At 38.9% G+C, this 25568-nt stretch carries 25 protein-coding genes; 6 read left to right on the top strand and 19 right to left on the bottom strand.

The genetic code is table 11. The annotated features are described in order from the left end of the window. Nucleotides 1–140 precede the first annotated feature (140 nt). The 3 genes from ACPLOV_RS09000 to ACPLOV_RS08990 all read right to left on the bottom strand — a co-directional run bounded on the left by ACPLOV_RS09000 (nt 141) and on the right by ACPLOV_RS08990 (nt 4124). Nucleotides 141–1376: an Nramp family divalent metal transporter gene (locus ACPLOV_RS09000; RefSeq protein WP_424908975.1), complete on the bottom strand. Its 1236-nt coding sequence runs from the start codon at nt 1374–1376 to the stop codon at nt 141–143. Nucleotides 1377–1564: 188 nt separating this feature from the next. Next, nucleotides 1565–2668 (bottom strand): sensor histidine kinase, encoded by a 1104-nt coding sequence (locus ACPLOV_RS08995; RefSeq protein WP_424908974.1) that lies wholly within the window; start codon nt 2666–2668, stop codon nt 1565–1567. Further along, nucleotides 2655–4124, bottom strand: coding sequence for a sodium:solute symporter family protein (locus tag ACPLOV_RS08990; RefSeq protein WP_424908973.1), 1470 nt, complete (start codon nt 4122–4124; stop codon nt 2655–2657). Before ACPLOV_RS08990 ends, ACPLOV_RS08995 begins: the two co-directional genes overlap by 14 nt. A gap of 223 nt (nt 4125–4347) precedes the next feature. On the opposite strand from ACPLOV_RS08990, the gene ACPLOV_RS08985 reads away from it, so the two are divergent. Genes ACPLOV_RS08985 through ACPLOV_RS08970 form a run of 4 tightly spaced genes read left to right on the top strand, consistent with a single transcriptional unit; the run spans nt 4348 to nt 7700 of the window. Continuing rightward, nucleotides 4348–5118, top strand: a complete 771-nt coding sequence (locus ACPLOV_RS08985) for a LamB/YcsF family protein (protein WP_424908972.1) — start codon at nt 4348–4350, stop codon at nt 5116–5118. 16 nt (nt 5119–5134) lie between these two features. Continuing rightward, nucleotides 5135–5866 carry a 5-oxoprolinase subunit PxpB gene (gene pxpB, locus ACPLOV_RS08980; RefSeq protein WP_424908971.1) on the top strand — a complete coding sequence of 244 codons (732 nt, stop codon included), beginning with the start codon at nt 5135–5137 and terminating at the stop codon, nt 5864–5866. Nucleotides 5867–5887: 21 nt separating this feature from the next. Continuing rightward, nucleotides 5888–6889, top strand: coding sequence for a biotin-dependent carboxyltransferase family protein (locus ACPLOV_RS08975; RefSeq protein WP_424911052.1), 1002 nt, complete (start codon nt 5888–5890; stop codon nt 6887–6889). 31 nt (nt 6890–6920) lie between these two features. After that, nucleotides 6921–7700, top strand: coding sequence for a putative hydro-lyase (locus ACPLOV_RS08970; RefSeq protein ID WP_424911051.1), 780 nt, complete (start codon nt 6921–6923; stop codon nt 7698–7700). A 486-nt stretch (nt 7701–8186) separates the two neighbouring features. Here the strand turns inward: ACPLOV_RS08970 and ACPLOV_RS08965 are convergent, their stop codons facing one another. The 4 genes from ACPLOV_RS08965 to ACPLOV_RS08950 all read right to left on the bottom strand — a co-directional run bounded on the left by ACPLOV_RS08965 (nt 8187) and on the right by ACPLOV_RS08950 (nt 12008). Beyond that, entirely contained in the window at nt 8187–9014 is an 828-nt protein-coding gene (locus tag ACPLOV_RS08965) for a DegV family protein (RefSeq protein ID WP_424911050.1), read from the bottom strand. Between the two features lie 248 nt (nt 9015–9262). Further along, nucleotides 9263–10345, bottom strand: a complete 1083-nt coding sequence (locus ACPLOV_RS08960) for a hypothetical protein (protein WP_424908967.1) — start codon at nt 10343–10345, stop codon at nt 9263–9265. 62 nt (nt 10346–10407) lie between these two features. Continuing rightward, nucleotides 10408–11424, bottom strand: a complete 1017-nt coding sequence (locus ACPLOV_RS08955; protein WP_424911049.1) for a Nif3-like dinuclear metal center hexameric protein — start codon at nt 11422–11424, stop codon at nt 10408–10410. 212 nt (nt 11425–11636) lie between these two features. Next, a complete protein-coding gene (locus ACPLOV_RS08950; protein WP_424908965.1) occupies nt 11637–12008 on the bottom strand; it encodes a DUF2294 domain-containing protein in 372 nt (123 codons plus the stop codon). 89 nt (nt 12009–12097) lie between these two features. On the opposite strand from ACPLOV_RS08950, the gene ACPLOV_RS08945 reads away from it, so the two are divergent. Further along, a complete protein-coding gene (locus ACPLOV_RS08945; RefSeq protein ID WP_424908964.1) occupies nt 12098–12562 on the top strand; it encodes a hypothetical protein in 465 nt (154 codons plus the stop codon). Between the two features lie 89 nt (nt 12563–12651). Here ACPLOV_RS08945 and ACPLOV_RS08940 read toward each other — a convergent pair whose 3' ends face one another. From ACPLOV_RS08940 to ACPLOV_RS08885, 12 genes are all read right to left on the bottom strand, one after another. Beyond that, nucleotides 12652–13383 carry a 2Fe-2S iron-sulfur cluster-binding protein gene (locus tag ACPLOV_RS08940; protein ID WP_424911048.1) on the bottom strand — a complete coding sequence of 244 codons (732 nt, stop codon included), beginning with the start codon at nt 13381–13383 and terminating at the stop codon, nt 12652–12654. Beyond that, the gene (nuoF, locus tag ACPLOV_RS08935; protein WP_424911047.1) at nt 13380–15206 is read right to left on the bottom strand and encodes an NADH-quinone oxidoreductase subunit NuoF; all 1827 of its coding nucleotides are present in this window, start codon (nt 15204–15206) and stop codon (nt 13380–13382) included. The genes ACPLOV_RS08940 and nuoF overlap by 4 nt, the downstream gene beginning before the upstream one ends. Beyond that, entirely contained in the window at nt 15193–15654 is a 462-nt protein-coding gene (gene nuoE, locus ACPLOV_RS08930; protein WP_424911046.1) for an NADH-quinone oxidoreductase subunit NuoE, read from the bottom strand. The genes nuoF and nuoE overlap by 14 nt, the downstream gene beginning before the upstream one ends. Before the next feature lie 32 nt (nt 15655–15686). Further along, nucleotides 15687–15959 (bottom strand): ubiquitin-like small modifier protein 1, encoded by a 273-nt coding sequence (locus ACPLOV_RS08925; protein WP_424909412.1) that lies wholly within the window; start codon nt 15957–15959, stop codon nt 15687–15689. 72 nt (nt 15960–16031) lie between these two features. Then, nucleotides 16032–17837: an aldehyde ferredoxin oxidoreductase family protein gene (locus ACPLOV_RS08920; RefSeq protein ID WP_424909413.1), complete on the bottom strand. Its 1806-nt coding sequence runs from the start codon at nt 17835–17837 to the stop codon at nt 16032–16034. Then, nucleotides 17837–18355, bottom strand: a complete 519-nt coding sequence (locus ACPLOV_RS08915) for a 4Fe-4S dicluster domain-containing protein (protein WP_424909414.1) — start codon at nt 18353–18355, stop codon at nt 17837–17839. The genes ACPLOV_RS08920 and ACPLOV_RS08915 overlap by 1 nt, the downstream gene beginning before the upstream one ends. A 239-nt stretch (nt 18356–18594) precedes the next feature. Further along, a complete protein-coding gene (locus tag ACPLOV_RS08910) occupies nt 18595–20103 on the bottom strand; it encodes a tripartite tricarboxylate transporter permease (protein ID WP_424909415.1) in 1509 nt (502 codons plus the stop codon). A 14-nt stretch (nt 20104–20117) separates the two neighbouring features. Continuing rightward, nucleotides 20118–20570 (bottom strand): tripartite tricarboxylate transporter TctB family protein, encoded by a 453-nt coding sequence (locus ACPLOV_RS08905; protein WP_424909416.1) that lies wholly within the window; start codon nt 20568–20570, stop codon nt 20118–20120. A gap of 63 nt (nt 20571–20633) precedes the next feature. Continuing rightward, entirely contained in the window at nt 20634–21656 is a 1023-nt protein-coding gene (locus tag ACPLOV_RS08900; RefSeq protein WP_424909417.1) for a tripartite tricarboxylate transporter substrate binding protein, read from the bottom strand. 67 nt (nt 21657–21723) lie between these two features. Next, the gene (locus ACPLOV_RS08895) at nt 21724–22047 is read right to left on the bottom strand and encodes a DUF4387 domain-containing protein (protein ID WP_424909418.1); all 324 of its coding nucleotides are present in this window, start codon (nt 22045–22047) and stop codon (nt 21724–21726) included. A 3-nt stretch (nt 22048–22050) separates the two neighbouring features. Beyond that, nucleotides 22051–23412, bottom strand: a complete 1362-nt coding sequence (locus ACPLOV_RS08890) for an acyclic terpene utilization AtuA family protein (RefSeq protein ID WP_424909419.1) — start codon at nt 23410–23412, stop codon at nt 22051–22053. Between the two features lie 75 nt (nt 23413–23487). Next, the gene (locus ACPLOV_RS08885; protein ID WP_424909420.1) at nt 23488–24150 is read right to left on the bottom strand and encodes a GntR family transcriptional regulator; all 663 of its coding nucleotides are present in this window, start codon (nt 24148–24150) and stop codon (nt 23488–23490) included. Between the two features lie 234 nt (nt 24151–24384). On the opposite strand from ACPLOV_RS08885, the gene ACPLOV_RS08880 reads away from it, so the two are divergent. Next, nucleotides 24385–25485 carry an SLC13 family permease gene (locus ACPLOV_RS08880; protein ID WP_424911045.1) on the top strand — a complete coding sequence of 367 codons (1101 nt, stop codon included), beginning with the start codon at nt 24385–24387 and terminating at the stop codon, nt 25483–25485. The last annotated feature ends 83 nt before the right edge of the window (nt 25486–25568 follow it).

Genomic DNA, 25568 nt, shown 5'->3' with positions numbered 1-25568 from the left:
ATTTACTTTTTTAGTGGATATTCCTTTTTAGTGTTATTTTATTTTCTTGCTAAAAATAATCTCTATACTACTTTATTATAAATATTCTCCTAAAATAAAAAAAGCAGGTCTTTTTTCCCGACCTGCCTTAAATGAAAAAATTATATTATCTTCAATGCCTTGAGTATCATCCTTATACCTAAAATTATTGTAAATACAACTATAAAATACCCCAAAATATTTGATGTGGCGTTGTTTACATATTCGTTCATTATATTCTTTTTGTTCATAACCACCAGCAGTAGTACCGCGGAAATGGGAAGTAGTACACCGTTTATTGCTTGAGCAAAAACTATTATCTGTACCGGATTTGCTCCCATGAATGCCACACAGGCACCTACGAGCATTACGATTAACCATATTAATCTAAATGTAGAATTTTTGAGGTCCCTTCCGAGGCCCAACACTCCAGTAATAGCAAAAGCCGCTGCCATTGGTGCGGTAATAGCCGAGGAAATGCCCGCACCGAACAATCCCAAAGCAAAGAACCATTTTGCCCATGGTCCAAGTAAGGGTTCCAATTGGCGTGCCATATCGGCAGCGGATTTTATGGTAACGCCCTGACCGAACATAGATGCGGAGGTGATTATGATTGCTATTGATATGATTCCACCCAAACCTATTGAAAGTATTGAGTCTAACCTTGAATCCGAAATGGCTTCTTTTTTATCCTTTTCTTTGCCCCATCTTTCAGCAGCAGCTGACGAGTGCAGATAAAGGTTATAAGGTACAACCGTCGTACCTATAAGACCCAAGGTAACGACAAGGGCACCCGCCGGTATTTTCGGTATGAAAAGCCCCGCCATTACCTCCGACCAATTGGGGGAGATAACGATTGAAGTGATCACGAAAACAACGCTCATTAAAATTACAAGTCCGATCAAAACCTTCTCAATAAGCCTGTAACTTCCCGTCCACAAAAGAAGGCTTGCAACCACCGCAATTATAGCAACCCACATTTTCCTGGTGCCACCCAAAATAACTTCAAGGCCCATCGATGCACCGCTGATATTCCCGCTCTGGAAAGCGGAGTTGCCGATACCTAAAGCGGCAATAACCAGAGCAATAACAAGGTATTTTACTCCCGGATTTTCGGCAAAAGCCTCCCTTATGGCATCTCCTAGACCTCTATTGGATACTATACCTATTCTTGCAGACATTTCCTGGAGAATTATTGTCGCTATGGTAGCAAAAAGCATTGCCCACAAAAGGGTATACTTGTAGGTTACGCCTGCAAGGGTGCATGTGGTAACGGTTCCCGGTCCTATAAATGCAGCAACCACTATCGCTCCGGGTCCGATGTTTTTTAACCTTTCCCATAATGTCTTCTTTTCCACTCCATTTACCTCCCTTTTTTTTATTAATGTTTTTTAGGGATTTCCCAAAGGGATAAATTAGCCTTTTTCACCTCCCGAATAATATAGTGTTTTAAATTTATAAATTTGCAAATATCATTCCAAAAAATAAAAAAGCCCGTTTTAGCAATAATAGGGCTTTAATAAAAAAATATATTATTATATTTTTGTTAGTTTCCGCTCATATCGTGCGATATCGCACAAGGAAATGATATATATACTGATGTACCCTTGTTTTCTTCACTTTCTACTTTTAATTTACCGTGATTTTGATTTACCAGAGCCTGAACCACGCATAGCCCCAACCCCGTACCTTCACCAAAAGCGGTAAAGAAGGGATTAAAAATTTTTGAAAGGTTTTCCTTTGAGATTCCTATTCCGGTATCTTTTATCTCGATTATAACTTCATCTTCCTTTCTTAGTGCCTTTATGAAAATAGAATCCTTCTGCCTGCAGGCTTTCACTGCATTGGATATTACGTTAATAATAATCTGCTTAAAATGAGAAGAATCAACATAAATCTCAAGACCTTTTTCCACATCAATTTTAAGGTTCAAACCTTTCTTTTTTATCATGGAATCCACAAAGGGTAAAATTTCATCCAAAACCTTATCCAAAGCTATCCATTCAAAATATGGATCTGAAGGCCTTCCGTAGCTTAACAGATCCGAAATTATCCTGTCTATGCGGTTTATTTCGTTATATACCAAAGGAAAAAGTTCTTTTGAAAGTTTGCTTTCTTTAAGGTCCGTCTCCATTACCTGAAGGCAGGATTTTATGCCCTGAAGGGGATTTCTTATTTCATGGGCAAGAGATGCGGACATTTCCCCCACCAGAGTAAGCCTGTTTATTTTCTCTATATTCTCTATGTATTCTTTTATTTTTGCTACCATAGTATTGAAGGCATCCTTTAAAGTACCTATTTCATCCTCGCTTTTATACTCCACCTTTACCTCAAAATCGCCCTTTGCCACCCGCTCGCATGCAATGGACAGCTTCTTTATGGGTCTTACTATACCGTAGGTAAAGAAAAAGGTAAGCTGGGATGCTACGATTATAGATATTATAGCAACAAGTATTGTGTACTTTTGAAGTTCCAGCAGCTTTGAAGCAACAAAACCCGTATAAAGGCTTTCATTATAGTCGGGGAGATAATATAATAAACTTTTAAAAATCTTATACGACCCGTAGTAGGAGGTAAATCCAAGAATTGCTAAAGAAATTATTATTATTATCAAAAAAGGTATGAGTATCCTCGACTCAATGCTCCTCATGTTTTTTCAGCTCCCCTGCAATAAATCCTAAAAGAGATACTATAAAACCGGGCATTCCCGGGTGAATCAACTTTATAAAAGAAATATTTGTCCTGTTTTGAAGTATAAAAAACAGCATATATGTAATAAGTCCTGAGAAAAAAGATATTTCGGCACTTATCTTTTTAGGTTTTTTAATAAACATGGTGGCATAAAGCGGTACAAATATCGATGAAGAAAAAATTCCCCATATATTTCCTCCGTATTCTATAAGGTTTTTCGGCGGATTTAAGGAAAGTATCATTGATACAGTTCCAGCAATCCCTATTAAAGTTCGGTTTATATTCAGGATTTTATCTTCATCGTCAAGATTTTTATAAAACCTTTTTAAGAGATCATTCCAGAAACTGGTGGATATCAGCAGTAATTCGGAGTTTGCGGTGGACACCGATGCCGCAATAATGCCAATTAAAAATACCCCGGTTATCCACGATGGTGCAATACGATTAAACAAGAGCGGCACTATATCATCTATGTTTTTGTTTGAACTGTCAATAAAAATAGGTATTAGAACCCGTAAACCTATGGACCCGAAAATTACAAAAAAGTAAATCAGGGAAAGTATGATTAAAGAATAAACTATCATATTCTTTGCTGTTTTATCGCTTTTTGCCGAAATAATCCTTATTATGTACTGGGGATTGGCAGCAAGCCCTAAACCCCATCCGAAAAACGAAGATAAAAGGTATAAGGGCGGCCTGAGCCCTTTACAAAAAGGATCAAGCAACCCTCCCTTGGGGGTGGATATATTCCAGGTTAATAAAGGCGGTGTATCCACATTTATAGCGTTTATATATAAATTGGTCAAACCTTTGTTTAACATCACAACATAAACGGCAAAGATTAAAAAAGATACAAATATTACAGAAGCGTTTAATGCATCAGATTTAACGACGGAAAAAAGGCCGCCGAAGGTAGTATAAAAAATATAAAGATATACAAGTAAAAGGGAAAGGGTGTACGGAATATCAAGGAGCATACTCATAACCATACCGAAACCTTTTATCTGCATGGTAATATAAAATATATATGAAATAATCATTATAATGGACGAACTTATTTGTAAAAGCTGGGAATTATATTTTTCCTGAAAAAATTCAGGAAAGGTGTGAATATTACTTTTTCTTATAGTTTCGGACAGAAAATACAGTAAAACGGCTCCGAAAAACCACGGCAGGATGCTGTAAAAGACCGCCGATATGCCGTAAATATAAAGATAGCTACCCAATCCCAGTATGGAAGCTGCCGAAAACCAAGTTGCAATAAAGGTACCCGTACTGTAAAAGGTATTTAATTTTTTACCCGCAAGAAAAAAATCTTCCACATTATAGGTATCGTAAAAACCGCTGCGAGTGGAATAAACTATTAAAATTGTATAAATGAAGAAGAAGGACATAAATAAAAATGATTTAACCATAATAATTCCTCCAATTATCTTAAAATATACAATACGTGCAATATCGCACATGGTTTGCAAATATCTTAAAATAGCAACGGTATAAAATAATTATAATAAAAATATTTGTTAAAAAGAATTCCGCCGTTACAAATATTAAACAAATTCATTTAGAATTAATAGATTTACGGGTATAAATTTTGCAATATAATAAAGTTAAAATTCCTTATGGGGAGGTTTAAAAATGCTTTTCAAAATCGACCTGAACAGTGACATAGGTGAAAGCTTCGGAGCCTATAAGATAGGAAGGGATGAAGAAATAGTAAAATACATATCTTCCGCTAATATCGCCTGCGGCTTCCATGCAGGAGACCCAAATGTAATGGCAAAGACGGTAAATTACTGCAAAGAAAACAACGTAGCAGTAGGAGCCCATCCGGGTTTTCCAGACCTTTTAGGTTTCGGCAGGAGGAATATGGATGTTTCACCCGAAGAGGTCAAAAACTACCTTATATATCAAATTGGCGCATTAAAGGCTTTTGCAGAGGCTCAAGGATTAAAGCTTCAACACGTAAAAGCCCACGGTGCCCTTTATAACATGGCCATGAAGAATGCAAAACTTGCAGAAGCAATTGTGGAAACAATAGGATTGGTGGACGAGGATTTAATCTGCGTAGGATTGGGCAATTCTGAGCTTGAATACCAATCCAATAAAAAAGGCATTAAATACGCCATAGAGTTCTTTGCTGACAGGAATTATAATCCCGACGGCACCCTTGTACCAAGGAGCGCCGCAAATGCAGTAATCCACGACGAAGATGAAGCCTGCCGAAGGATTTTAAAAATGGTAAAAGAAGGAAAGGTAGTAGCTGTAGACGGCAGTGAGGTAGATGTAAAAGCAAAAACCATATGCATCCACGGTGATAACCCCAAAGCCGTTGATTTTGCGTCTAAGCTGAATAAACTGTTTGAGGAAAACGGCATTGAAATTCAACCAATGAAAAATTTATTCTAATCGGGAGAGATAAAAGATGTACGAAAAACCAAAAATTTTGCCCGAAGGAGACAAAGCTGTTCTCGTTGAATTCGGAAACGAAATATCCGAAGAATGCAATGACAGGGTAATGGCCCTTTACAGCTTTTTAAAAGAAGAAAAAATTAAAGGAATAATATCCCTTATACCAACTTATCGGTCTCTTTTGATTAAATACGAACCGCTTATAATCCCATATACAGAAATTACCGCAAAAATAAAGAATATACTTTCTTCTATCGACAAAGCTTCATATAAAAACGCAAAGGTTATAGAAATCCCGGTGGTTTACGGAGATGAGTTTGGTCCCGACTTGGAATTCGTAGCATCCTATAATAAATTGACCCCTGAAGAGGTAATAGAAATACACACAAAACCCCTGTACCGCATATACATGCTGGGATTTACAATGGGCTTTGCGTATCTTGGCGGAATGTCCGAAAAAATTGCTACCCCCCGCTTGGAAAGGCCCAGGGAAAAAATACCAGCAGGGTCGGTGGGTATTGCGGATAAACAGACGGGCATATACCCCATTGAAAGCCCTGGCGGTTGGAGGCTGATAGGACAGACACCGGTAAAAATTTACGACCCAAAAAGCGAGAAACCGATACTTTTGGAGGCGGGCAATTATTTGAAATTTGTAAGAATAACCAAAGAGGAATTCTTTAAAATCAAAGAAGAAGTAAATCAAGGTAAATTTAAGGTAAATATGTACGATTACACCAATTGATTTTTGGGAGGTAGTTAAAAATTGGATGTTTTCAGGGTGATAAGCCCCGGCTTGTTTACAACTATACAGGATTTGGGAAGGTTCGGTTTTGAGCACCAGGGGGTCCCCACTTCCGGTGCAATGGATGAATTTGCCTTCAGGATTTCTAATATTTTATTGGGAAATCCCGAAAATACCCCCACTCTTGAAATCACAATGTTAGGTCCTCAATTAGAAGCCCTTAATGATACGTGTATTTCAGTAACAGGGGCAGAAATCCCCGTCTATTTAAACGGCAATTTGGTGCACGGCTGGTCCGTAATTCCGGTAAGGAAAGGTGATATAGTATCTTTTGGGCAATTAAAGTCCGGATGCCGTGCCTACCTTGCGGTTAAAGGGGGATTTGAAGGGGACTTTAAGATGGGAAGCTACTCCACATATACAAGGGGAAACATTGGGGGCTACATGGGTAGAAGACTTTTAAAAGACGATATCTTAAAGGCAAAGGAAACTAATACAAAATGTAAATTCGTAAAAGTAAGGGACGAATTTATCCCTAAATACTTCTCTTTTTTAGAAGTAAGGGTTATTTTGGGACCTCAGGACGACTATTTTGAAAAGGGAATGATTGATAAATTTTTGAGCTCCGAATACACAATAAGCAAGGATTCGGATAGAATGGGATTTCGTTTGGAAGGTCCGGAAATTAAAGCAAAAAAACATGATATAATAACCGATGGACTCGTTCCGGGTGCTATTCAAATACCCGCAAATGGAAAACCGATTGTCATGCACAAGGATGCTCAGACAACGGGAGGATACGTAAAAATCGCCACCTGTATTTCTACTGATTTAGATATGCTTTCTCAGTTAAAACCCGGCGACAGGGTAAAATTTAAAGCGGTAACTATTGAAGAGGCCTACAATATTTTTACGGAAAGGGAGGAAAGGATAAGGATTATAAAAGAAACAGCGGTTTTGTTAAATTACTACAATATAAAGATAAAAGATAAAAAGTATTTTTCTATAGTGGAGGTATTATAACGAGATATATAGACAAGAGGTGATATTTTGTATGAATAATTTAAATTCTTATGAAGCAAGAAAATTAATTAGAGAAGGTAAGTGGCAGGGGCCGACATGCGGTATGGCCCTTGGTTTTGTTCAGGCAAATCTGGTAATACTTCCGAAAAAATATGCCTATGATTTTCTGCTATTTTCCTTCAGAAACCCTAAACCCTGTCCTTTACTGGATGTGTTAGATGCAGGAAATCCGGTCCCCAATATAGCAAAGGATGCAGATATAAGAACCGATATCCCAAAATACAGGATTTATAAAGAAGGGAATCTGATCGATGAAGTAACGGATATAAAGGATATATGGCGGAACGACTTTGTCTCCTTTTTAATAGGATGCAGTTTTACCTTTGAAAAGGCTTTGTTAGAAAACGGTATACCCGTAAGGCACATAGAAGAAAACAAAAATGTCCCTATGTATATTACAAACATTGACACCGTTCCTGCCGGTGTTTTTTCGGGAAAAATGGTAGTAAGCATGAGACCAATACCGGAAAAATTGGTAATCCGCGCCGTTCAGGTAACATCAAGATTCCCTTCAGTGCACGGCGCACCCGTTCATATAGGCGACCCTAAGAAAATTGGAATCAAAGATATTGAAAAGCCCGATTTTGGGGACCCCGTTGAGATTAAGGAAAATGAAGTGCCAGTTTTCTGGGCATGCGGCGTTACACCGCAGGCTGTAGCATTAAATTCAAAACCGGAAATTATGATTACTCATTCCCCCGGACATATGTTTATAACGGATTTAAAGAATGAAGAATTAGCTGTTTTATAATTAATAAATCTTAAATAAGAAATCTCGAATAAGGTAACTTTATCATTTTATAACAATATTTTCAAAAAAAATTAACAAATTCGTAAGAATTTAGGTTTATAATATTAATCAAAGAAAATAAAAAACCCGTGAAAATACTGAGTTTTTCACCGGGTTATAAATTATCTAAACAATAAAATTTCTATTGACATTGCTGGACAAGTATATTAAAATTATTTTTAGAAGAATTAATATTTTAAAAATTGTGCAAATAAGGGAGTTCTTCGAAACCTCCCTTTCCGAAGCCTCAGCATTCCCCTATCCCCCCACTTTGCTGAGGCTCTTTTATTTTTAAGCTACCATGCATTAATATATCAAACACAAATATTTTTTTCAATATGTTTTTGAAATTTTTTTACTTATTTTTATATTTTTCTTATTGACAATTTTTTTATTGATTTTGAAAAAAAATGTTCTAACTTGTCATAAATTACCAAGGGATAATTTTTATCCGAAGGAAATGATGATACCGCCCTTACCCGCATAGGTTCCCATGGTGGAGCCCATAGGTCCTACTATAACCTCTTTGGGGTTAAATCTTTCCTCTATTACCTCTTTTAGGAAATTCACGTCTTCTTCATTATCTAAATGAGTGATTCCAAAGATTTTTTCCGAAAAGTCTTTGCCCCTTTCCGATATAACTTCTACCGCCCTCATAAGAAATCTCTTTTTACCTCTTACCTTCTCCAGAACCTCTACCGCACCTTCCACCGCGTGTAAAATTACTTTGATATCAAGCACCTTTGCCAGGGAGCCCTGAAATTTGCTCAACCTTCCACCCTTTACTATGTTCTCCAGGGTATCCAAAAGAATTAGTATATTCATTTCCCTTCTTACCGCATCCAACCTTTTTATAATCTCATCAATGCTCAGTCCTTCAGCTGCCCATTTAGCTGCTTTTATCACCTGAATTCCCTGGCCGAGAGAACCTGCCAGGGTATCATAAACCTTTACCTTTTCCCCCAGCATGTTTTTTGCTACACAGGCTGATTGGAAAGTACCGCTTAGCTTTGAAGAGAGCGTAAGGCAAAGCACCTGTCCTTTTTCCGATAGTTCCTGAAATACATTAAAAAAGTTATAGGGTGAGGGCTGAGATGTTACCGGAAGCTGCCGGGAACTTAACATCTTTTGCTGAAATTCAATTGGGGAAAGGTCAATTCCCTCTCTGTATTCTACTCCGTCAATTTTCACCGTAAGAGGCACTACATGAATATTGTGCTCCTTTATAATCTCCGGTGGAAGGTCCGCCGCACTATCAGTTACAATATAAATCATATAAAATACCCCTTTTTTTAATTTAAATTATCTTTGTTTATAATTAGATTATTACAAAATTAAGAAAATTTTTCAATAAAATTTTAAAATAACTTAATATATATGCAAAAGCAAGAGGCAGGAAATCTTCCTGCCTCTTTTTTTATTTATCTATTTCAATTATTCCAATGGGCGTAAACCCACTTAATAAAGGTTCCTTCTCTAATCGTCAAACCGTGTTTCGGCATCGATATAAAATATTCCATCGGTTACACCACCAGAGGCGTGATAATCATTGCCAGTACAAAAGCTGAAATTATCCTTATAATAATTCCAACAACCGCTGCTTCTAAGGCTTCCTGGGCGGTCAAATCGGAATTCTGCGACCAAACTGCCGGAATCTGCGCCAAGGGTATTTGAAGAGGAAAGCCCGAAGCTGCAAGGATAAAGGAACCTATGGCAAAACGGGGAGGTATATTTTTTATGGTCTGAACAAGGGTGTTCATGGCAAGGGTTGGAGAAACCAGTATGGACTGTATTCCCGTCTGAGGATCAATGGAAAGAGCTCCGAGAAATCCTGTCAAAGCATTTTCTATGGGCTTCCAAATGCCGATATACTCCAAGGCCCCCATTATTGCAAAAATTACCGCTGCTGCCGGTATTAAAAGCAGGAACAAAAGTTCCGCGCCTTCCCGGGCACCGTTAAAGATAGTGGGGACAATAGGCGTGCTGGGGGTAAACCGGGGCATATCGGAAATATCTTTAAAGCTGACGTTTCTGTAAAGGGTGACCTTTAATAATAGAGGAACGAGTATAACCGGCAAAAAAAGCCCTATAAATATTACAGGAAAAGCCCAGATGCCGCCGGTAGCAAAGGCTAAAATGCCCAGCATCAAAGTGGAAAAGGACTGATTCCCCTGACACATGGTGGCTACTGCAATTTTTTGCTCGTCTTTTGTTGCTCCTACCTTTTTTAAATAGGGTGCTGTTATTCTGCCCGCGGCATTTATATCTCCCAGGATATTGTAAATTGCGGGAACTATTACAAGGGGTGTTATTTTAATCCATCGAGCCAAAGGTACATATAATCTTACAAGAGCATCAGTGAATCCGAGTCTTTCAAGAATCCTTCCGGTCATAACACTCAGGATTATAGCGCATCCAAGGGTCCCCGTTAAATACACCTTTACTATAACGGGGACGGTTTTGTTAACCATGGCATCGAAAATTCCGCCTATTACTCCGGGCCTGAAAAAAAGCACGGCAAGAGATAACCCCAGGACAGTAAGCCCTACATATTCAATCCTTTCCATTTTTCTGGTACTTATTACTTCCTTTTCCTTAACCGCCATAATACCCCTCCTTAATAATTTTTAATAGAAACTAAAGGTAAATTCCCTTTTTTGTTTTCCCATCACCTCCCGCATGGATTTTTTATTAGATAATTCTGGCTAATATAATCTGCATATTCCTTTATTCTGTCCGAACCGAAGGAACTTACGGGAAATGAATACACCTTTTCTCTGAAAATGCGTATCTCGATATCGTCCTTCACGTAGGATTTTAAAGCGAGCGCGAGGGGGAGGCCATTTTCGAAGATCTCGTACGCATGGGAATTCCCGCATATGAAATTTAGTCCCAGTTCCTCCGCCTTTTTTACAAGCGGGCTTTCCCTTTTTACCCTGCTTATGGAACATATCACCGTATCTATCTCGGGATATTCCGACTTGGCTTTTAAGAGGTGCACCGGTTCGAAGCCGGTATGGGGGAATATATGTAAAATGTATTCCACTTTAGAATCCGGTTCTCCCAAAAAAACCTCTGCCAGCGCTCCGGTGGCCGAATTGACCATATCCTTTTCGCCGTATACGCTCTTTTCATTCTCTAAAGACAGAAATTCTCTTTTAATATCCATAAAGGAATTTATTCTTTCTATTATATCCTTCAACGTATTGATGCCTTCCAAGACTTTACCCACATACATTATATTCCCCGGTATCCCTCCGTAACTTATATCCACCTTATACGCCCTGTGACCGTGAATGTAAGATATTCCCGGGTGCAGGCCGTGAAAAGCTTCGTGCAATTCTATTACCGATATTCCGTATAATCCGAGGTAGTTTTTCAGGGTAACTCCTCCCGAATTCGCCGCATCCGCTACTGGATGATGAGCAACTATCAGGTCCACGCCCGTAGCCCCGGCAAGCTCGATGGACTGCTCGGTGAGGGTCATGGTAATAGCAACCTTTTTAACTTCTTTTTCCGGATCGCCAAACACCAGTCCCGGGATTTCAATAACCTCCTTGCCCGGTATATTTGAAGATTTCATTACCACAAAAGGGTTTTTACCCAGGGTGATATCCGACAGGTCCGCAACTACCCTTCCTCCCGTTATTTCGTTTAAAGCGCTGACAATTTCCTTAATTTTCAAAATTTATTCCTCCTTTTAAAAAATTTAAAAGGCCGTCAAATAAATACCGCAAAAGGGTATGTAAGAAAATCTTACACCCTGCAGCATTTATCTGACGGCCTCGAGCTATCCCTCACAGGGGATCTCTCTTATCCAGTCATTTTAGTAGTATAAGCTTGTCTATATAAAAATATACAGTGAATATATTATTTTGTCAATAGTATTTATTTTCACTACGAAGATTTCTCCAAAAATTCTTCCACGGGCATTGCGGTAATTATAATAGTGCCAGCATATTCCTGTTCCGGATCGTAATCTTTCAGGAGGCTTTTTATTTTAAGTCCGGTATCTTCTTCAAACTTTTGTTTGAACCTCAGTTTAAATTCGGAGAGTAGCGCTAAATCCATCAACCTGGTGACAAAATATTCCTTTTCATCTAAGTGTTTTAAAACGGAAATTCTTTTATTGCAGGCTATTATCACTATTTTATCTCCAAAGATTTCTACCTTCTGCCAGTCCAGCCCCCTGCCGTACATTTCCTCATTTACTTTGTTATTTATTTTCATAATTAGCTGTTTAAAGTCCCCAAGCTTTTTTGGATTCATAGTCTCCTCCTTTAATAAAATAAGTAACCTATTTACTATATTTTGAATAATATAAGATATACCGTTAACTTGAGGAGGGGTAAAATAAAATGGAAATAGGCGTTGAGTTTTTTACCAACAGGACTACATTCATTTCGGATTTTTATGAGTTTCATAATATAATACTTATTAATAATTCCGAAATAAAAGAAACCTCATCCAGCGATATTTTCAAGTTTTCCGGCTGTGTTCTTGGAGGAAAGAGAATTGCTGCCATAGGAAGAAAAAAAGTTTACGATTTTAAAAACTATGCGGAGACTTTTGAAGCAGAACCGGCAAAACCGTTTAAAATACTTTTTTTAGATCCCGAAGATAAAATTTACCTGAAGGTGAACACAAATATTTTTTTAGATCCCGGTAGATTCGTGGAGGAACTATCTTTAAAAATTTACTCGGAAAAAAATTCTCACATAGCCGCACTGAATTCGCCCTATATTAAAATAGATTGGCCCGGGCGAGGAGAGTACATCTTAGATATAACGGAGCTAATTAACGATTTATACCGGAAAAGGTGAGAATCTACTAAAATTTTATCACTATTTCGTAAAATTTATCAACATATTTTTAAAAACCGCCCCGAAATTTCCAACAGGGCGGTAAAATTTTAGAAAACCAATTTTTGAGCAGTAAACTTTTTCCGGCATTTGTCACAAAGAAGCTCTCCTGCCTCTAAGCCGTATTTTTGCTTTAAAAATTCATACTGTTCGCGGGTCGCAAAATAGTTTTCGCAAACGCTGCATTTTACAAGCTCAAAGGTTTTATCCCAAATAATCCTTTTGCCCTCAAATTCCGTTAAAGCTATCGCCCCCGTAGGACAAACCACGGCACACGCACTGCATCCTATACAGTCTACGGGAGGTTCTTCAAAGGGAGGAGATATCCTCTTTTTTATGCCCCTCTCCACCGATGAAATGGCATAAACGCCCATTGCCTCGCATGCCCTCACGCAAAGTCCGCAAAGTACGCACTTTTCTCCTTTATCTATCTCAAACCTTTTTTCTTCATAGACTCCGTATTCTTCCTTAAGCTTTTTTATCCGTTCGCTTTCCGGTGCCCTTGCCGCAAGAAGCCTAATTATGTTTTTCCTCAGCCTTCTTATTTTGTCCGAATTTGTTACAACTTCTATTTCACTGGTAACGGGGTAAAGGCAGGACACAACTACCTTATTTTTACCCCCTTCAATCACCTCTACAATGCAGAGCCTGCAGCTTCCCTGTCCCGGCAGGGCGTCCGTATGGCACAATGTGGGTATGTGTATGCCGTTTCTTTTAGCAACATCGAGTATATATTCACCGTGATCTGCTTCGCACTCTTTGCCGTCAATCTTTATTTTCATCCTTCCCGCCTCCCCAAAATTTCTACTGCATTAAATCTGCAGGCTTCCCTGCAGGCTCCGCAGACTATGCATTTGTCGTTGTCTATTACATAGGGGCTTTTGGGTTTTGAAAAAATAGCACCGGCAGGGCATTTTTTTACACACACTCCGCACCTTCTGCAGAGCTCCTGATTTATCCTGTAAGAGGTAAGCTCCTTGCATACCCCTGCAGGACATCTCTTTCCTTTTATATGAGCCAGGTATTCATCTTTGAAGTATTTAATTGTAGTAATAACCGGATTAGGGGCGGTTTTCCCAAGCCCGCACAAAGAAGCTTCCCTTACCGTTTCCGCAAGTTCCAGTAAAAGCTCGATATCTTCTTCCCTTCCTTTACCGGCGCATATATCCTCCAGTATTTCCAGCATCCGCCTTATTCCTTCCCGGCAGGGAGTGCACTTTCCGCAGGATTCTTCCGAAAGGAATTTCAGATAATATCTTGCCACCTCCACCATGCAGGTGCTCTCATCCATTACTATCATACCGCCAGAGCCCATCATGGATCCTGCCTTATCGAGGGAATCGAAATCAATGGGTAAATCCAGAAGGGATTCGGGTATGCATCCTCCCGAAGGCCCTCCCGTCTGTACAGCCTTAAATTTTTTTCCGCCGGGGATGCCTCCGCCGATATCGAAAATGATTTCCCTCAGGGTAACCCCCATGGGTACTTCTATAAGCCCCGTATTGTTTACCTTGCCTACCAGTGAAAAAACTTTTGTACCCTTGCTTTTTTCGGTGCCTATGGAGGAAAACCACTCCGCTCCCCGTTCAATAATGACAGGTACGTTTGCCCATGTCTCCACATTGTTTAAAACCGTAGGCTGTCCCCATAATCCTTTTTCGGTAGACCTTATGTATTTTACCCTCGGTTCTCCCACCCTTCCCTCTATTGAAGCCATAAGGGCTGTGGATTCTCCGCACACAAAAGCCCCTCCGCCCCTGACTATTTCTATATCCAGGTTAAAACCGCTGCCCAAAATATTCTCGCCTAAGAATCCCCTTTCATAGGCATCCTTTATTGCCCTTGAAACGTTCTTTACCGCAAGGGCGTACTCATCCCTTATATAGACGAAACCTTTTTGGGCCCCTACGGCATAGGCACCTATTATCATCCCCTCTATGATGCTGTGCGGATCTCCTTCCATAACGCTCCTGTCCATAAAAGCCCCGGGGTCTCCCTCATCGCCGTTACATATCACGTATTTCGGAAAACTGTTTATTTTCTTTGCCTGCTTCCACTTGTAACCGGTGGGAAATCCCGCACCTCCCCTTCCCCTTAAACCCGATTTTTCTATTTCATTAATTATCTCATCGGGCGACATTTCAAACAAAGCCTTTTTAAGTGCCCTGTAGCCTCCCCTTTGAATATAATCCTCTATATCGGCCGGGTCTATCTGACCAATATTTCGCAGGGCAATCTTTTTTTGCCTTTTAAAAAACTCGCTTTCCTTATGGGATTTGACCTTTTTCCCCGTTTTTATATCCAGATATAGAAGCCTTTCAATTATCTCACCTTTTAAGAGGGTCTTTTCGAAAATTTCATCGACATCCGAAACCTTAACCTTGGAGTAAAAAATATCCTCCGGCAGAATTGTAATTACCGGCCCTTTTTCACAAAGGCCATTACAACCCGTTGTTTTAAGCACCGGCTTAACCGATATATCTTTACCGGTAGCTTCTACCCTTTTTTTAAGCTCTCTATATATTTCAAAACTGTTGTTAGCCAAACAGCCCGTACCGCAGCATATCAGTACCATTTTTTTATTGTGCATATTATCCTCGGCCATTTTCCTCACCCCCGTAGCTGCTAAAAATTTCCCTTAACATATCCGGCTTAAGGTTGCCGTAAACCCTTTCGTTTATCATCATAACGGGAGCTATCGCGCAGGAGCCGAGGCAGTTAACCGTCTCCAAAGAAAATTTACCGTCCGGAGTTATTTCCCCCGGCGAAAGGGAGAGCTCCCTTTTAATTTCCTCCAAAAGATTCATGGAGCCCCTTATATGGCAGGCGGTACCGTCGCATATCCTTATAACGTATTTCCCTTTGGGTTTCAGGCTTAATGCCCTGTAAAAAGTAGCCATGCTGTAAAGGCTGCTTAAAGGAATATCGAGATACTCCCGGACTTCGTTTAAGGCTTCTCGCGGTAAATAGTTGTAAGTCCTTTGAATATCCTGGAGTATTGCAAGAAGAAACCGTTTTTCTTTCGGATACCTCTTCAGTATGGATTCAATCATAAGCTCACCTTCCTCAAAAATAAAAAGCCGTTTTACAGGCCGCCGGCGACGACCGGAAAAAGGCTTATTTCGTCATCATCATTTAACGGAGTATTTAGATTTTGCAGGTGAACTATATTTCTACCGTTTACAAGCACTATTACCCTGCTGCTTAAACTTTCTCCATCAAAAAATTCCTTTGAAAGTTTTTCTCCGTAGATTTCCGATAGTTTTTTTAACAGTTCCCCTATCGTTTTACAGTTTTTTATATCAATTTCTTTTGCTCCGGTATATTCCCTGTAATGGGCAAAAAATTTCACTTTCATAAAAATTCCCCTTCTAAGTATACCGTAGGCCCCTTCTACGGGGCCCGCGGCAATATTAAACCTTTTTTAAAATTACTTTATCCCGAGCTCCTTTAATTTCTCTTCTGTGGGTATCCCTTCTTCATCCCATCCTCTTACTTCGTAGTACTCCTTTAACATTGTGTCCAGCTCTACCACCTTGCCCTTTGCCGGGCCTTCTTTTAAAGGCTCCGTTAAAAGTCTTGGCGGTAATGTATCATCATCTTTCGTAATTCCGGCATTTAAGTTAAATAATCTTTCTAAATTCCAGATCCTTTCTCCAATTTTCAAAACATCTTCATCGGTATAATCCCAGCCCGCGGCGCCTTTCATCATTGCATTTATATCGGGAACACCTAGGGCAAAGGTGGTGAAAAGACAAATATTGGAAGAATCCACAACCGCGGTTGCATCCTGAAAAGCCTTAAGCCACTTGGCTTTATCCGTAGTTACAAGAGGATCAAGTTTTATGGGGATTCCTAAAACCTCTACCGAGGTCATATAACCCCTTACATGGCACCCACCGCGGTTTGATGTGGCGTATTCCAGGCCCATACCCTGTACTCCCCTACCGTCATAGGCGGGCATTTCCTGCTTCTTGACCGACATGGAAAGTTCGGGATGTCCGTAAAAGTCAGCCAACCGGTAGGACCCCAAAGCCAGCTTATCGCCAAAACCTTCCCGTAAACCTGCCATTCTGGTCAATTCCACAAGAGCATCGGCGCTTCCGAAGGGAGCCTCAAAGCCTATTTCTTCTTTGGAAATGATCCCTTTTTCATACATCTCCATTACGCAGGCAATGGTAGCGCCCATGGTTATCGGGTCAATCCCCAGTTCATTGCAAATAAAGTTTGCTTTGCTTACCGCCGCTAAATCCCTTACACCGCAATCCGCCCCTAAAGCCCAGGCAGCTTCGTATTCCGGTCCTTCGCCAAATCCCTTAAATTTTCCTTCCGGAATCCTTGTAACCCTGCCGCAAGCAATAGGACATCCAAAGCAGGCTTTATTTTTAACAAGATATTTTTCCCTGAGAGCTTCGCCGCTTATTTCTTCGGCATATTCGAAATATCCGCCATCCCTCCAGTTTCTCGTCGGAAGAGATCCTACCTGGTTCAGGATATTTATAAGAATTGCCGTACCGTAGGTGGGAAGCCCCGCACTGGTTACTGGTTGTTCCTTCAATTTTTTATAGGCTTCTTTTACTGCATTCATAAAGGTATCCGGGTCCTTTACTTTTATTGAGCCCGTTCCTCTTACAACAACCGCCTTTAAATTCTTGGAGCCCATAACCGCTCCCATGCCCGAACGTCCCGCAGCCCTGTGCTTATCGTTCATAACAGTAGCAAAAAGCACCATTTTTTCTCCACCGGGACCAATGCATGCCACCCTTGCATCCTCTGAGGTCTCCTTTAAAAGCTCATCGGTGGTATCAAACACATTTTTCCCCCACAAATGTTCGGCAGATCTCAGCTCTATTTTGTCATCGTTTATCCACAGGTAAACGGGTTTTTCAGCTTTGCCTTCAAATATTATGCCGTCATATCCGGCAAATTTTAATTCCGGTCCAAAATGTCCACCCGAATTGGCACCTCCCACCGTTCCCGTAAGTGGAGCCTTTGCTACCACTTCATATCTTCCCGAGCAAGGTGCCAGAGTACCGGTAAGGGGACCGGTCATAAAAATCAATTTATTCTCAGGGCTTAAAGGGTCAACTTTCGGGTCAACCTCATCAGAGAGTATTTTAACCCCAAGACCCCTCCCGCCGAGATATTCATATGCATCTTTCATCCTTAGGTTTTCTACCTTTATGCTGCCCTCACTGAGATTTACCCTGATAATTTTTCCAGTCCAACCGAACATTATTCCTTCGCCTCCCCTAAAAGTTCTTTAAATTTCCTGGCTATTGCTTTCTTCCTTTCTAAAACATTTGGGGAAACTTCCTTAAATTCTATTGCACCGGTCGGACAAAATTCCGCACATTTGGGTTCTCCGCCGCAGAGATCGCATTTTACTATCTTACCTTCTACGGTGCTTAAGGTGATATTTCCCAGAGGGCATGCTGCTATGCAGAGTTTGCAACCTATACACTTTTCGCCGTTAACCTTTACCACACCATCTTCCGTTTTAGAAATAGCCGAGGTCGGACATACCTTCATGCAGTAGGGCGTATCGCACTGCATGCAAGTCATTGGTACCGAAACTGCCGCTTCATCGAAGGCAAATACGGTAATTCGTGATACTTTCGGGTTAAATACATCCGTTTTGACAAAAGAACAGGCAAGCTCGCAGGTCCTGCAGCCAGTGCATTTTTCCGGTGATATCATAAGTATCTTCCTCATGACCACCGCCGGCCGCCAGGTTCCCCTGACGCCAGCCACACCTCCTTTATATAAATTTTTTTCAGGCGCAGGGTTCATATAAGTATTCTCCATTTTATGGAATTTTCCTGCATTACAATTGTAAATTTTTTAAATTTTACTTAAATATTTTATTTCACACATAAATATATATTTTTTAATTTGAAAATATGCATAGATTTTTTAAAGTATTCTATAAATCCAAGAATAAAAGCAAATAAATAATAAAACCCACCAATGTAAAAGGTGGGCTATCAAATTTATATAACTTTTGGACTTTGTTTTTTTGTTTTTACATAGTCAGATATGAAAGGATACACTATTGAAATAAAGGCAAGTAATAAAAGCGTTACAGAAATTCCCGAACGGAAAAAAATACTTAAACTTCCGTTTGACAACATCAAAGACTGTCTAAAGTATTGTTCGATCTTTTCTCCAACTATACAAGCTAATATTAAAGGTGCTGATGGAATATCCAACTTTTTCATGAAGTAACCAAGTATTCCAAAAATTATTAATAGATAAAAATCAATTATGCTCATGTTTATTGCATAAACACCTATAAAACAAATACCAATTATAACTGGATATAAAATTTTAGGAGGAACAGAAAGTACCCTTACAAGTAAACCAGCCAGAGGAATATTGATTATCGCACATATTACATTACCCAAAAACATGCTTGCAATTACACCCCAGCCTATTTCGGGATGTTGCTGAAAAAGAAGCGGTCCTGGTTGAAGTCCGTATATCATCAAAGCGCCGAGCATGACCGCTGTCGTTCCGGACCCGGGAACACCAAGAGTTAGCATAGGAATAAGGGCTCCTACGGAACAAGCGTTATTTGCAGCTTCCGGCGCAGCAAGCCCTTCTATGGCACCCTTACCAAATTTTTCAGGTTGCTTAGACAGCTGTTTTTCATTATTATATGCCATCATAGCAGCAATAGTACCGCCCGCTCCCGGAAGGACACCGATTAAAAAACCTACGGGTGTTTCTCTTAATATTGGCAGTATACTTCTTTTCCATTGTTCCAAAGTAATCCATATCCTTTTGAACTTTGTTTGAACCGAAAAAGAATGCTGTCTGGCAATTTTTTCAAAGTTTATAAATACCTCGCTCATTCCGTATATACCTATAATCACTACAACAAAATCTATACCCATCTGAAGTTCCGGAATTCCGAAAGTAAACCTTTGTACACCCGATTGTAAATCAATTCCCACAGTGGAAATCATTAATCCCAGAAGTAAAGATATGAATCCCTTTACAAGTTCATCCTTTGATATAGAAGCAGTAGCCGCAAGTGCAAAAATCATTAGAGCGAAATATTCAGGAGGCCCAAATTTCAAAGCAAATCTTGCTATCGGCAGTGCCAGAAACACGAAGGCTATTGTTGAAAGCATACCACCGATGAAGGAAGCTATTGCAGAAATTGCTAACGCGGCTTCAGCCTGACCGTTCTTTGCCATAGGGTAACCATCAAAGCAAGAAGCTACCGCTGCCCCATCTCCCGGTATATTTAGCAATATTGCACTCCTTGACCCACCGAACATAGCACCGTAATAAACAGCGCACATGGTAATCAAAGCCGTAGTAGGATTCATGGTAAAGGTAAGAGGAAGCAATAAAGCTATACCTGTGGTAGGACCGATACCAGGAAGCATACCGAGAACCGTCCCCAGTATGGAACCAAAAATAAGCCAGATGATATTAATAGGAGTCATGGCAACTTTAAAGCCATATAGTAAGTACTGTAAAATATCCATTTTGGGCACCTCTCTTACGGTAAACTTATATTGATCAATTTTTCAAAAACATACCAAACCGAAAACGAAAATAATACTGATACCAATATATTCGTTATCCACTTATCCTTTCCATTGACCATAAAAAGAATAAAACTTAGAAATAATACGGTAGAAATTATAAACCCGATTTTATCAAAAAGTACAGTATATATTATAGAAGCGATCACTGTCCCTGCTATAAGTTTTACGTAGCTTTTATCTTTTTCCTCTTTTATTTCCTTTTTATCTTCTAGGTTTATTTTTTTACCCATTTCCGTAAGTATCCCTATTACTCCCATTAAAACCATTAAAACACCAAGGCTAAGTGGAAAATATAATGGAGCCATTGGATTACCTATGGATGCCTTGGGAAGGCTCAATGCTTTGTATGTGTATAAAAGCCCTAAAATTATTGCACTTAGCCCAGTAACCATGTCCTTTTTCATTATTATCTCACCCCTTTTTTAAAGCCGCTCCGCAGGCTGTATACCTGCGGAGCGAGGCAGTTATTACTGTCCTTTGTACATATCAATTTCCTTCAATATTTCTTTATAGCTTTCATTTGTCTTTTCTAAGAACGCTTTGAATTCTTCGCTTCCCATAAATGCTTTTGTCCATCCATATTTCTTAACCATTTCATCCCATTCAGGGGTATTTACCATTTTTGACAATGCATCCGTTAAATATTTTACTGCGTAATCAGGCATTTCGGGTGGACCAAAAAGCCCTCTCCAGTTTATGAATTCAGCATTAATTCCCTGTTCTTTTAAAGTGGGAACCTGAGATAAAGGCCCTTCTTTTATTCTTTCGGGTGCTGTTACTGCAAGCACTTTTATATCACCGCTCTGCATTGGCCCCACTACTTCTGCCATTCCTGTAGATAAAAGGTCAATATGTCCACCCATCAAGGCTGCAAGATGTTCCCCGCCCTGGAAAGAAATATATTGTATGTCTTTCAAGTTTTCAACACCTGCAGCTTTTGCAGCAGCTAAAAACTGTATGTGATCCATACTGCCAGGTGAAGAAACACCGCCAATCTTTACACTTTTTGGATCCTTCTTTAGGGCTTCCATTACCTCGTTAATATTATTAAATTTCGAGTTTTTCGGCACTGCAAAAGCACCGTAATCGTGTATGAGCATAGCAAGAGGTGTTAAATTTTTGTAAGAGTATTGGGTTTGTCCGGTAAGATTTATCAATAGTAAAGGTGGTGAAAATACTATTACCTCATACGGGTCTCCTTTTTTCTCCTGCATGTAGGCAAGTCCAACCGCGCCACCACCACCGGGTTTATTTACCACCGGCATGGGCTGGGTAATTAATTTAGTGTCCTGAAGCACTTTCGCTACTGTTCTTATGGTAGTATCCCAGCCGCCCCCCGGTCCTGCGGGAGCCACAAATTCAAAGGGTTTTGTAGGATAATTTACTTGATTGTTTTGTGCAGATTTATTTGATGAACAACCTGCAGTTAGTAACAAAATTAGAATCAATAAAGCACTTAAGTAATAATTTCTCTTCAGCATTTTTTTCATATTGAATCCTCCTTTCACAAATCTCAATTTAATAGTATTAGTTATATGTTTCTAATCCCACCTCCTCTTATTCCCATGGTATTTCTACAAACATCAAAGGAACATGCTGCTGAGCTGCGTGCATATCGGTTTCTCCTACTGTACCTTGAGGTCTAAGTCTCGGTATTGTTATTTTAATCGCATTGGCAGCATCAAAATAAACGAAGGTGATTATTTTTTCCTTATCAATACCGTAAATTTTAGAAATTAAATCTTCATTTATAACCCCTAATTTTTTTATTTTCTCGTAATCCTCTTTACTTTTAAAAATGATATCCAGTGTCATTTCAAAAGGCCCGGAATTCTTACTCCTTAGAACTTTTGCTATATCCTTTAGATAAACCTTTTTCATTTTTTACACCTCCAAATACTTAAACCTTATTACTTCTAAGGGGTCTTCGACTTCCAACAAGTGGTAAACATTAAATTCACAAACAACGCCCAGCGGTATTTCTAAAGGTGTAAAGGGAAATGCTATATTGCCCGCAGTAGCAATCCTGCCCTCATAAGGCGAATGAAGCATCTCGGTTCTTGCTCGTGAACAAATAGCAGTAGCCAATTCCTGAGTTTGGGCCGTTACCTCAAGTATTACGCAAAGTTCAAGAGGTTTAAAATCTTTTACCGGTTCAAATTCCCCCATTACTCCGTTCTTGCCATAAAGATGGAAAATCATTTTATAACTATCTTTGGGAATTTCGCTGAAATATTCTTCTACGTCTTTTGTAACCCTTTCAATTATTTCATCAATACGTTCTATTTCAATTGGATCTCTTACCCCTGCAATGAAAATGCTCCTGTAACCTACCTTCTTTGCTCCTTCAAGCTTTAAAGTATATTTTTCTGAAGGTAAAAATTTGCTTCCAGTTACCCTTACACTTCTTTCGTCAATCTGTTCAAATTTTGTATTTGAAAGATCGGTTATACCTCCCGGCCCCGGTAGGAGAAAGGGATGGGTTTTTTCGTATAATGTATGAGCAGCCACCGAGGCGACCGTGCACCTTTCCGCAGGATTCAAAGGCTCCACAATAAAATGATCCTTCCTTAAAATTCCAAAAATGTTTTTTCCAGCTGGTTCTGCACATATCGCTCCACATTCCATTATTTTACCCATATGCCAGCAAAGTCCCGGGTCAAATCCTTCCAATATTCCAAGAGCAGCTATCGGTACAGGGTCATAGGTCCTCCCTGAAACAATTACATCTATATCCCTATGTTCCCTTAAAACTTTTAAATATGGCTCTACACCCATTTGTGCAACGATAGTGGTAGCTCTGTCAATTTCTTCCTCCGTTAATTCGGGTACCGGGCCACATGGACTTACTTTTCCTTGTTTCAGCTTGCTTTTTAGATATGATTTATCCACATTGCTGTAAATTGCCGCTATTTTAAAATGATAACCTTTTTCTTTAGCTATGCCTTTAATGATTTCTAAAAATTCGTCTACATGCTGATCACTACCATCTCCACCGGCTGAACTGATGAACACCGGTATTTTTCTCTCATAACAAGCTTCCAGCATTAAAGAAATGTCCTTAATATACGCTTCTCTCGAACAGGTCATGGCTCCCGTTCCCAATTTATGAGGACCACTATCGGTAGAGCCTGAATCAATAGCAATAACATCTGGATTTCGTTTTAAACCCTCTTTGAACCATTTTACGGGAAAACCGTAACCCAGCATTCCCGCAGGAGTTAAAACTCTTATTTCTTCTCTCATCTTTATCCATCTCCTTCAACAAAATTTTTAAATTTTCTGTATTGGATACGGGATGCAAATTGTTTTTAAAAAAAATTAAAAATTAGCCAAAAAAGCTTCCAACGCCCCCTGTAAATGCTCTTGAACAAGAGACTGGGCTCGTTTTGCATCCCTTTTTATAATCGCATCTATTATTTCATCATGTTCTTTAAGTGCTAAAAGTTTTCTCTCCTTCTTCGACATTGTAACTACCCTGAAGCGTTCTAAGTACTCTCTATAAGTATTTATTAAACTAATTAACCTTGGCATCCTGCAAGATTCTATCAGCACTTTATTAAACTCCCTTAAAAGCTCAAAAAGTTTTTCCGCATCCTCTTCTTTCGCAACTTCTTTCATTTTTTCATTTAAATTTTTAAGTTTTTCAATCTCTTTTTCGGTAATATTTTGGACAGTAAACGATATGGCAAGGGCCTCTAAGGACTTTCTTATCGAATATATCTCTATTACGTCCTCTTTGCTGAATCCTTTTACCACCACGCCTTTTCTCGGAAGATGAACGACCAGGCCCTCGGTTTCCAATTTTCTTAAAGCTTCTCTAACCGGAGTTCTGCTTACTTTCAGCTTTTCGGCTAAATCTTTTTCTACAAGCCTTTCTCCTTCTTTTAATTCTCCGCTGAATATCATTTTCCGAATATGTTCATATATCAAATCTCTTATAGGTTTTAGATGGGAAAACTCCAATTCCATAGTTTTTTCCAAAGTATCACCTCATTATATGGGATTCGGGATGCGGGATACAATCATTTTAAATATAATATTCTCTCTTTTTTTTAAAATTCCTTCTTTTAATTCATTTTTTTTAATAAAAAATAGCTATAAAAAATTTATAGATTAGATTGATAGCTTTTAGGCAATAGAAAATTTATCTTTTATCTTATATAATTACATTGTTATTTACTATGAAAAAAATCTTATAAATAAGGAGGATAACCTTTGATAAATCAGCTAAAAAATAAAGTAAAAGAAGATGCGGTATTCATCGCATCATTTTTTCTTGCTTTACTTTCATGTTTTATCTCTCCACCAAAAATAGAATACATTGATTTTAAAGTATTACTTTCTTTATTTAATTTAATGGTTGTAGTTGAAGCTTTTAAAAAATTAAAAATTTTGGAGATGATTTCAATTAATATTTTGGACAGATGCAATACCGAAAGAACTGTTTCTTTAATGCTGATGCTTATTACTTTTCTTTTTTCGATGCTTGTAACTAACGATGTGGCCCTTATTACTTTTGTACCTTTAAGCTTAATAATTGCAAAAAAGACAAAGGTCGATCCTGCAGAAATCGTAATTTTTCAGACCCTCGCTGCAAATATAGGAAGCAGCCTTACACCCATGGGAAATCCACAAAACTTATTTTTATATTCGAAATATAATATTAAGACGGCCGAATTTTTTAAAATAATGTTTCCTTTTGCATTTTCCGGATTCATTTTTTTAATTCTTTTTAATTGGATAATCCCTAACAAGAAAATAATATTTCACATTGAAGAGGTTAAGATTGAAGACAAAAAAAGTGCCCTGATTTTTACAGGGCTTTTCGCAGTAATTTTGTTATCTATTTTCAACTTTATAAGCTACCTTTCGGCTTTTATAATTACCCTATTTGTCACCTTTATTTTTGATAAAAAACTTTTTAAGAGGGTTGACTACATATTGCTTTTTACCTTTGTGTTCTTTTTTATTTTTATAGGCAATCTTTCTCATTTTGAGTATATAAAAATTGTGGTTTCTAAAATTCTCGATAAACCCAGATCTACCTTTCTGGCTTCAATTACTCTAAGCCAATTTATAAGCAATGTACCCTGCGCTATTTTCTTATCAGGGTTTACCACCAATTACAGAGAACTTCTTTTAGGAGTAGATATTGGAGGAATGGGGACGTTAATAGCTTCCCTCGCCAGCGTAATATCCTATAAAATCTACACTAATGAATATAAAGACCAGAAAAGAAAATATCTTATTAAATTTTCACTATATAATTTTTCTGCTTTAATATTGTTTACTTTAGCATTTCTGTTTTTTATATAGCAGGTTTTATTATTGTCAATCAAACTTAAAACTATTATAATGAAAAAAGCAAGCAAAGCTTGCCCGGGTCGCAGCCACCCCGG

This window comes from Thermovenabulum sp., assembly GCF_049723235.1.
GTDB lineage: Bacteria > Bacillota > Thermosediminibacteria > Thermosediminibacterales > Thermosediminibacteraceae > Thermovenabulum.
The sequence above is the reverse complement of the archived record's forward strand: the minus strand, read 5'-3'. Positions and strand labels throughout refer to the sequence as shown.

Bases quoted from the DNA above. Each gene is read 5' to 3' on its own strand.
- ACPLOV_RS08945 (WP_424908964.1), top strand. From the start codon at position 12,098: ATGGAAATAGGCGTTGAGTTTTTTACCAACAGGACTACATTCATTTCG.
- ACPLOV_RS08940 (WP_424911048.1), bottom strand. From the start codon at position 13,383: ATGAAAATAAAGATTGACGGCAAAGAGTGCGAAGCAGATCACGGTGAA.
- ACPLOV_RS08905 (WP_424909416.1), bottom strand. From the start codon at position 20,570: ATGAAAAAGGACATGGTTACTGGGCTAAGTGCAATAATTTTAGGGCTT.
- nuoF (WP_424911047.1), bottom strand. From the start codon at position 15,206: ATGGCCGAGGATAATATGCACAATAAAAAAATGGTACTGATATGCTGC.
- ACPLOV_RS08900 (WP_424909417.1), bottom strand. From the start codon at position 21,656: ATGAAAAAAATGCTGAAGAGAAATTATTACTTAAGTGCTTTATTGATT.
- ACPLOV_RS08995 (WP_424908974.1), bottom strand. From the start codon at position 2,668: ATGAGGAGCATTGAGTCGAGGATACTCATACCTTTTTTGATAATAATA.
- ACPLOV_RS08985 (WP_424908972.1), top strand. From the start codon at position 4,348: ATGCTTTTCAAAATCGACCTGAACAGTGACATAGGTGAAAGCTTCGGA.
- ACPLOV_RS08920 (WP_424909413.1), bottom strand. From the start codon at position 17,837: ATGTTCGGTTGGACTGGAAAAATTATCAGGGTAAATCTCAGTGAGGGC.
- ACPLOV_RS08950 (WP_424908965.1), bottom strand. From the start codon at position 12,008: ATGAATCCAAAAAAGCTTGGGGACTTTAAACAGCTAATTATGAAAATA.
- ACPLOV_RS08960 (WP_424908967.1), bottom strand. From the start codon at position 10,345: ATGGCGGTTAAGGAAAAGGAAGTAATAAGTACCAGAAAAATGGAAAGG.
- ACPLOV_RS08895 (WP_424909418.1), bottom strand. From the start codon at position 22,047: ATGAAAAAGGTTTATCTAAAGGATATAGCAAAAGTTCTAAGGAGTAAG.
- ACPLOV_RS08970 (WP_424911051.1), top strand. From the start codon at position 6,921: ATGAATAATTTAAATTCTTATGAAGCAAGAAAATTAATTAGAGAAGGT.
- ACPLOV_RS08890 (WP_424909419.1), bottom strand. From the start codon at position 23,412: ATGAGAGAAGAAATAAGAGTTTTAACTCCTGCGGGAATGCTGGGTTAC.
- ACPLOV_RS08925 (WP_424909412.1), bottom strand. From the start codon at position 15,959: ATGAAAGTGAAATTTTTTGCCCATTACAGGGAATATACCGGAGCAAAA.
- pxpB (WP_424908971.1), top strand. From the start codon at position 5,135: ATGTACGAAAAACCAAAAATTTTGCCCGAAGGAGACAAAGCTGTTCTC.
- nuoE (WP_424911046.1), bottom strand. From the start codon at position 15,654: ATGATTGAATCCATACTGAAGAGGTATCCGAAAGAAAAACGGTTTCTT.
- ACPLOV_RS08990 (WP_424908973.1), bottom strand. From the start codon at position 4,124: ATGGTTAAATCATTTTTATTTATGTCCTTCTTCTTCATTTATACAATT.
- ACPLOV_RS08965 (WP_424911050.1), bottom strand. From the start codon at position 9,014: ATGATTTATATTGTAACTGATAGTGCGGCGGACCTTCCACCGGAGATT.
- ACPLOV_RS08910 (WP_424909415.1), bottom strand. From the start codon at position 20,103: ATGGATATTTTACAGTACTTACTATATGGCTTTAAAGTTGCCATGACT.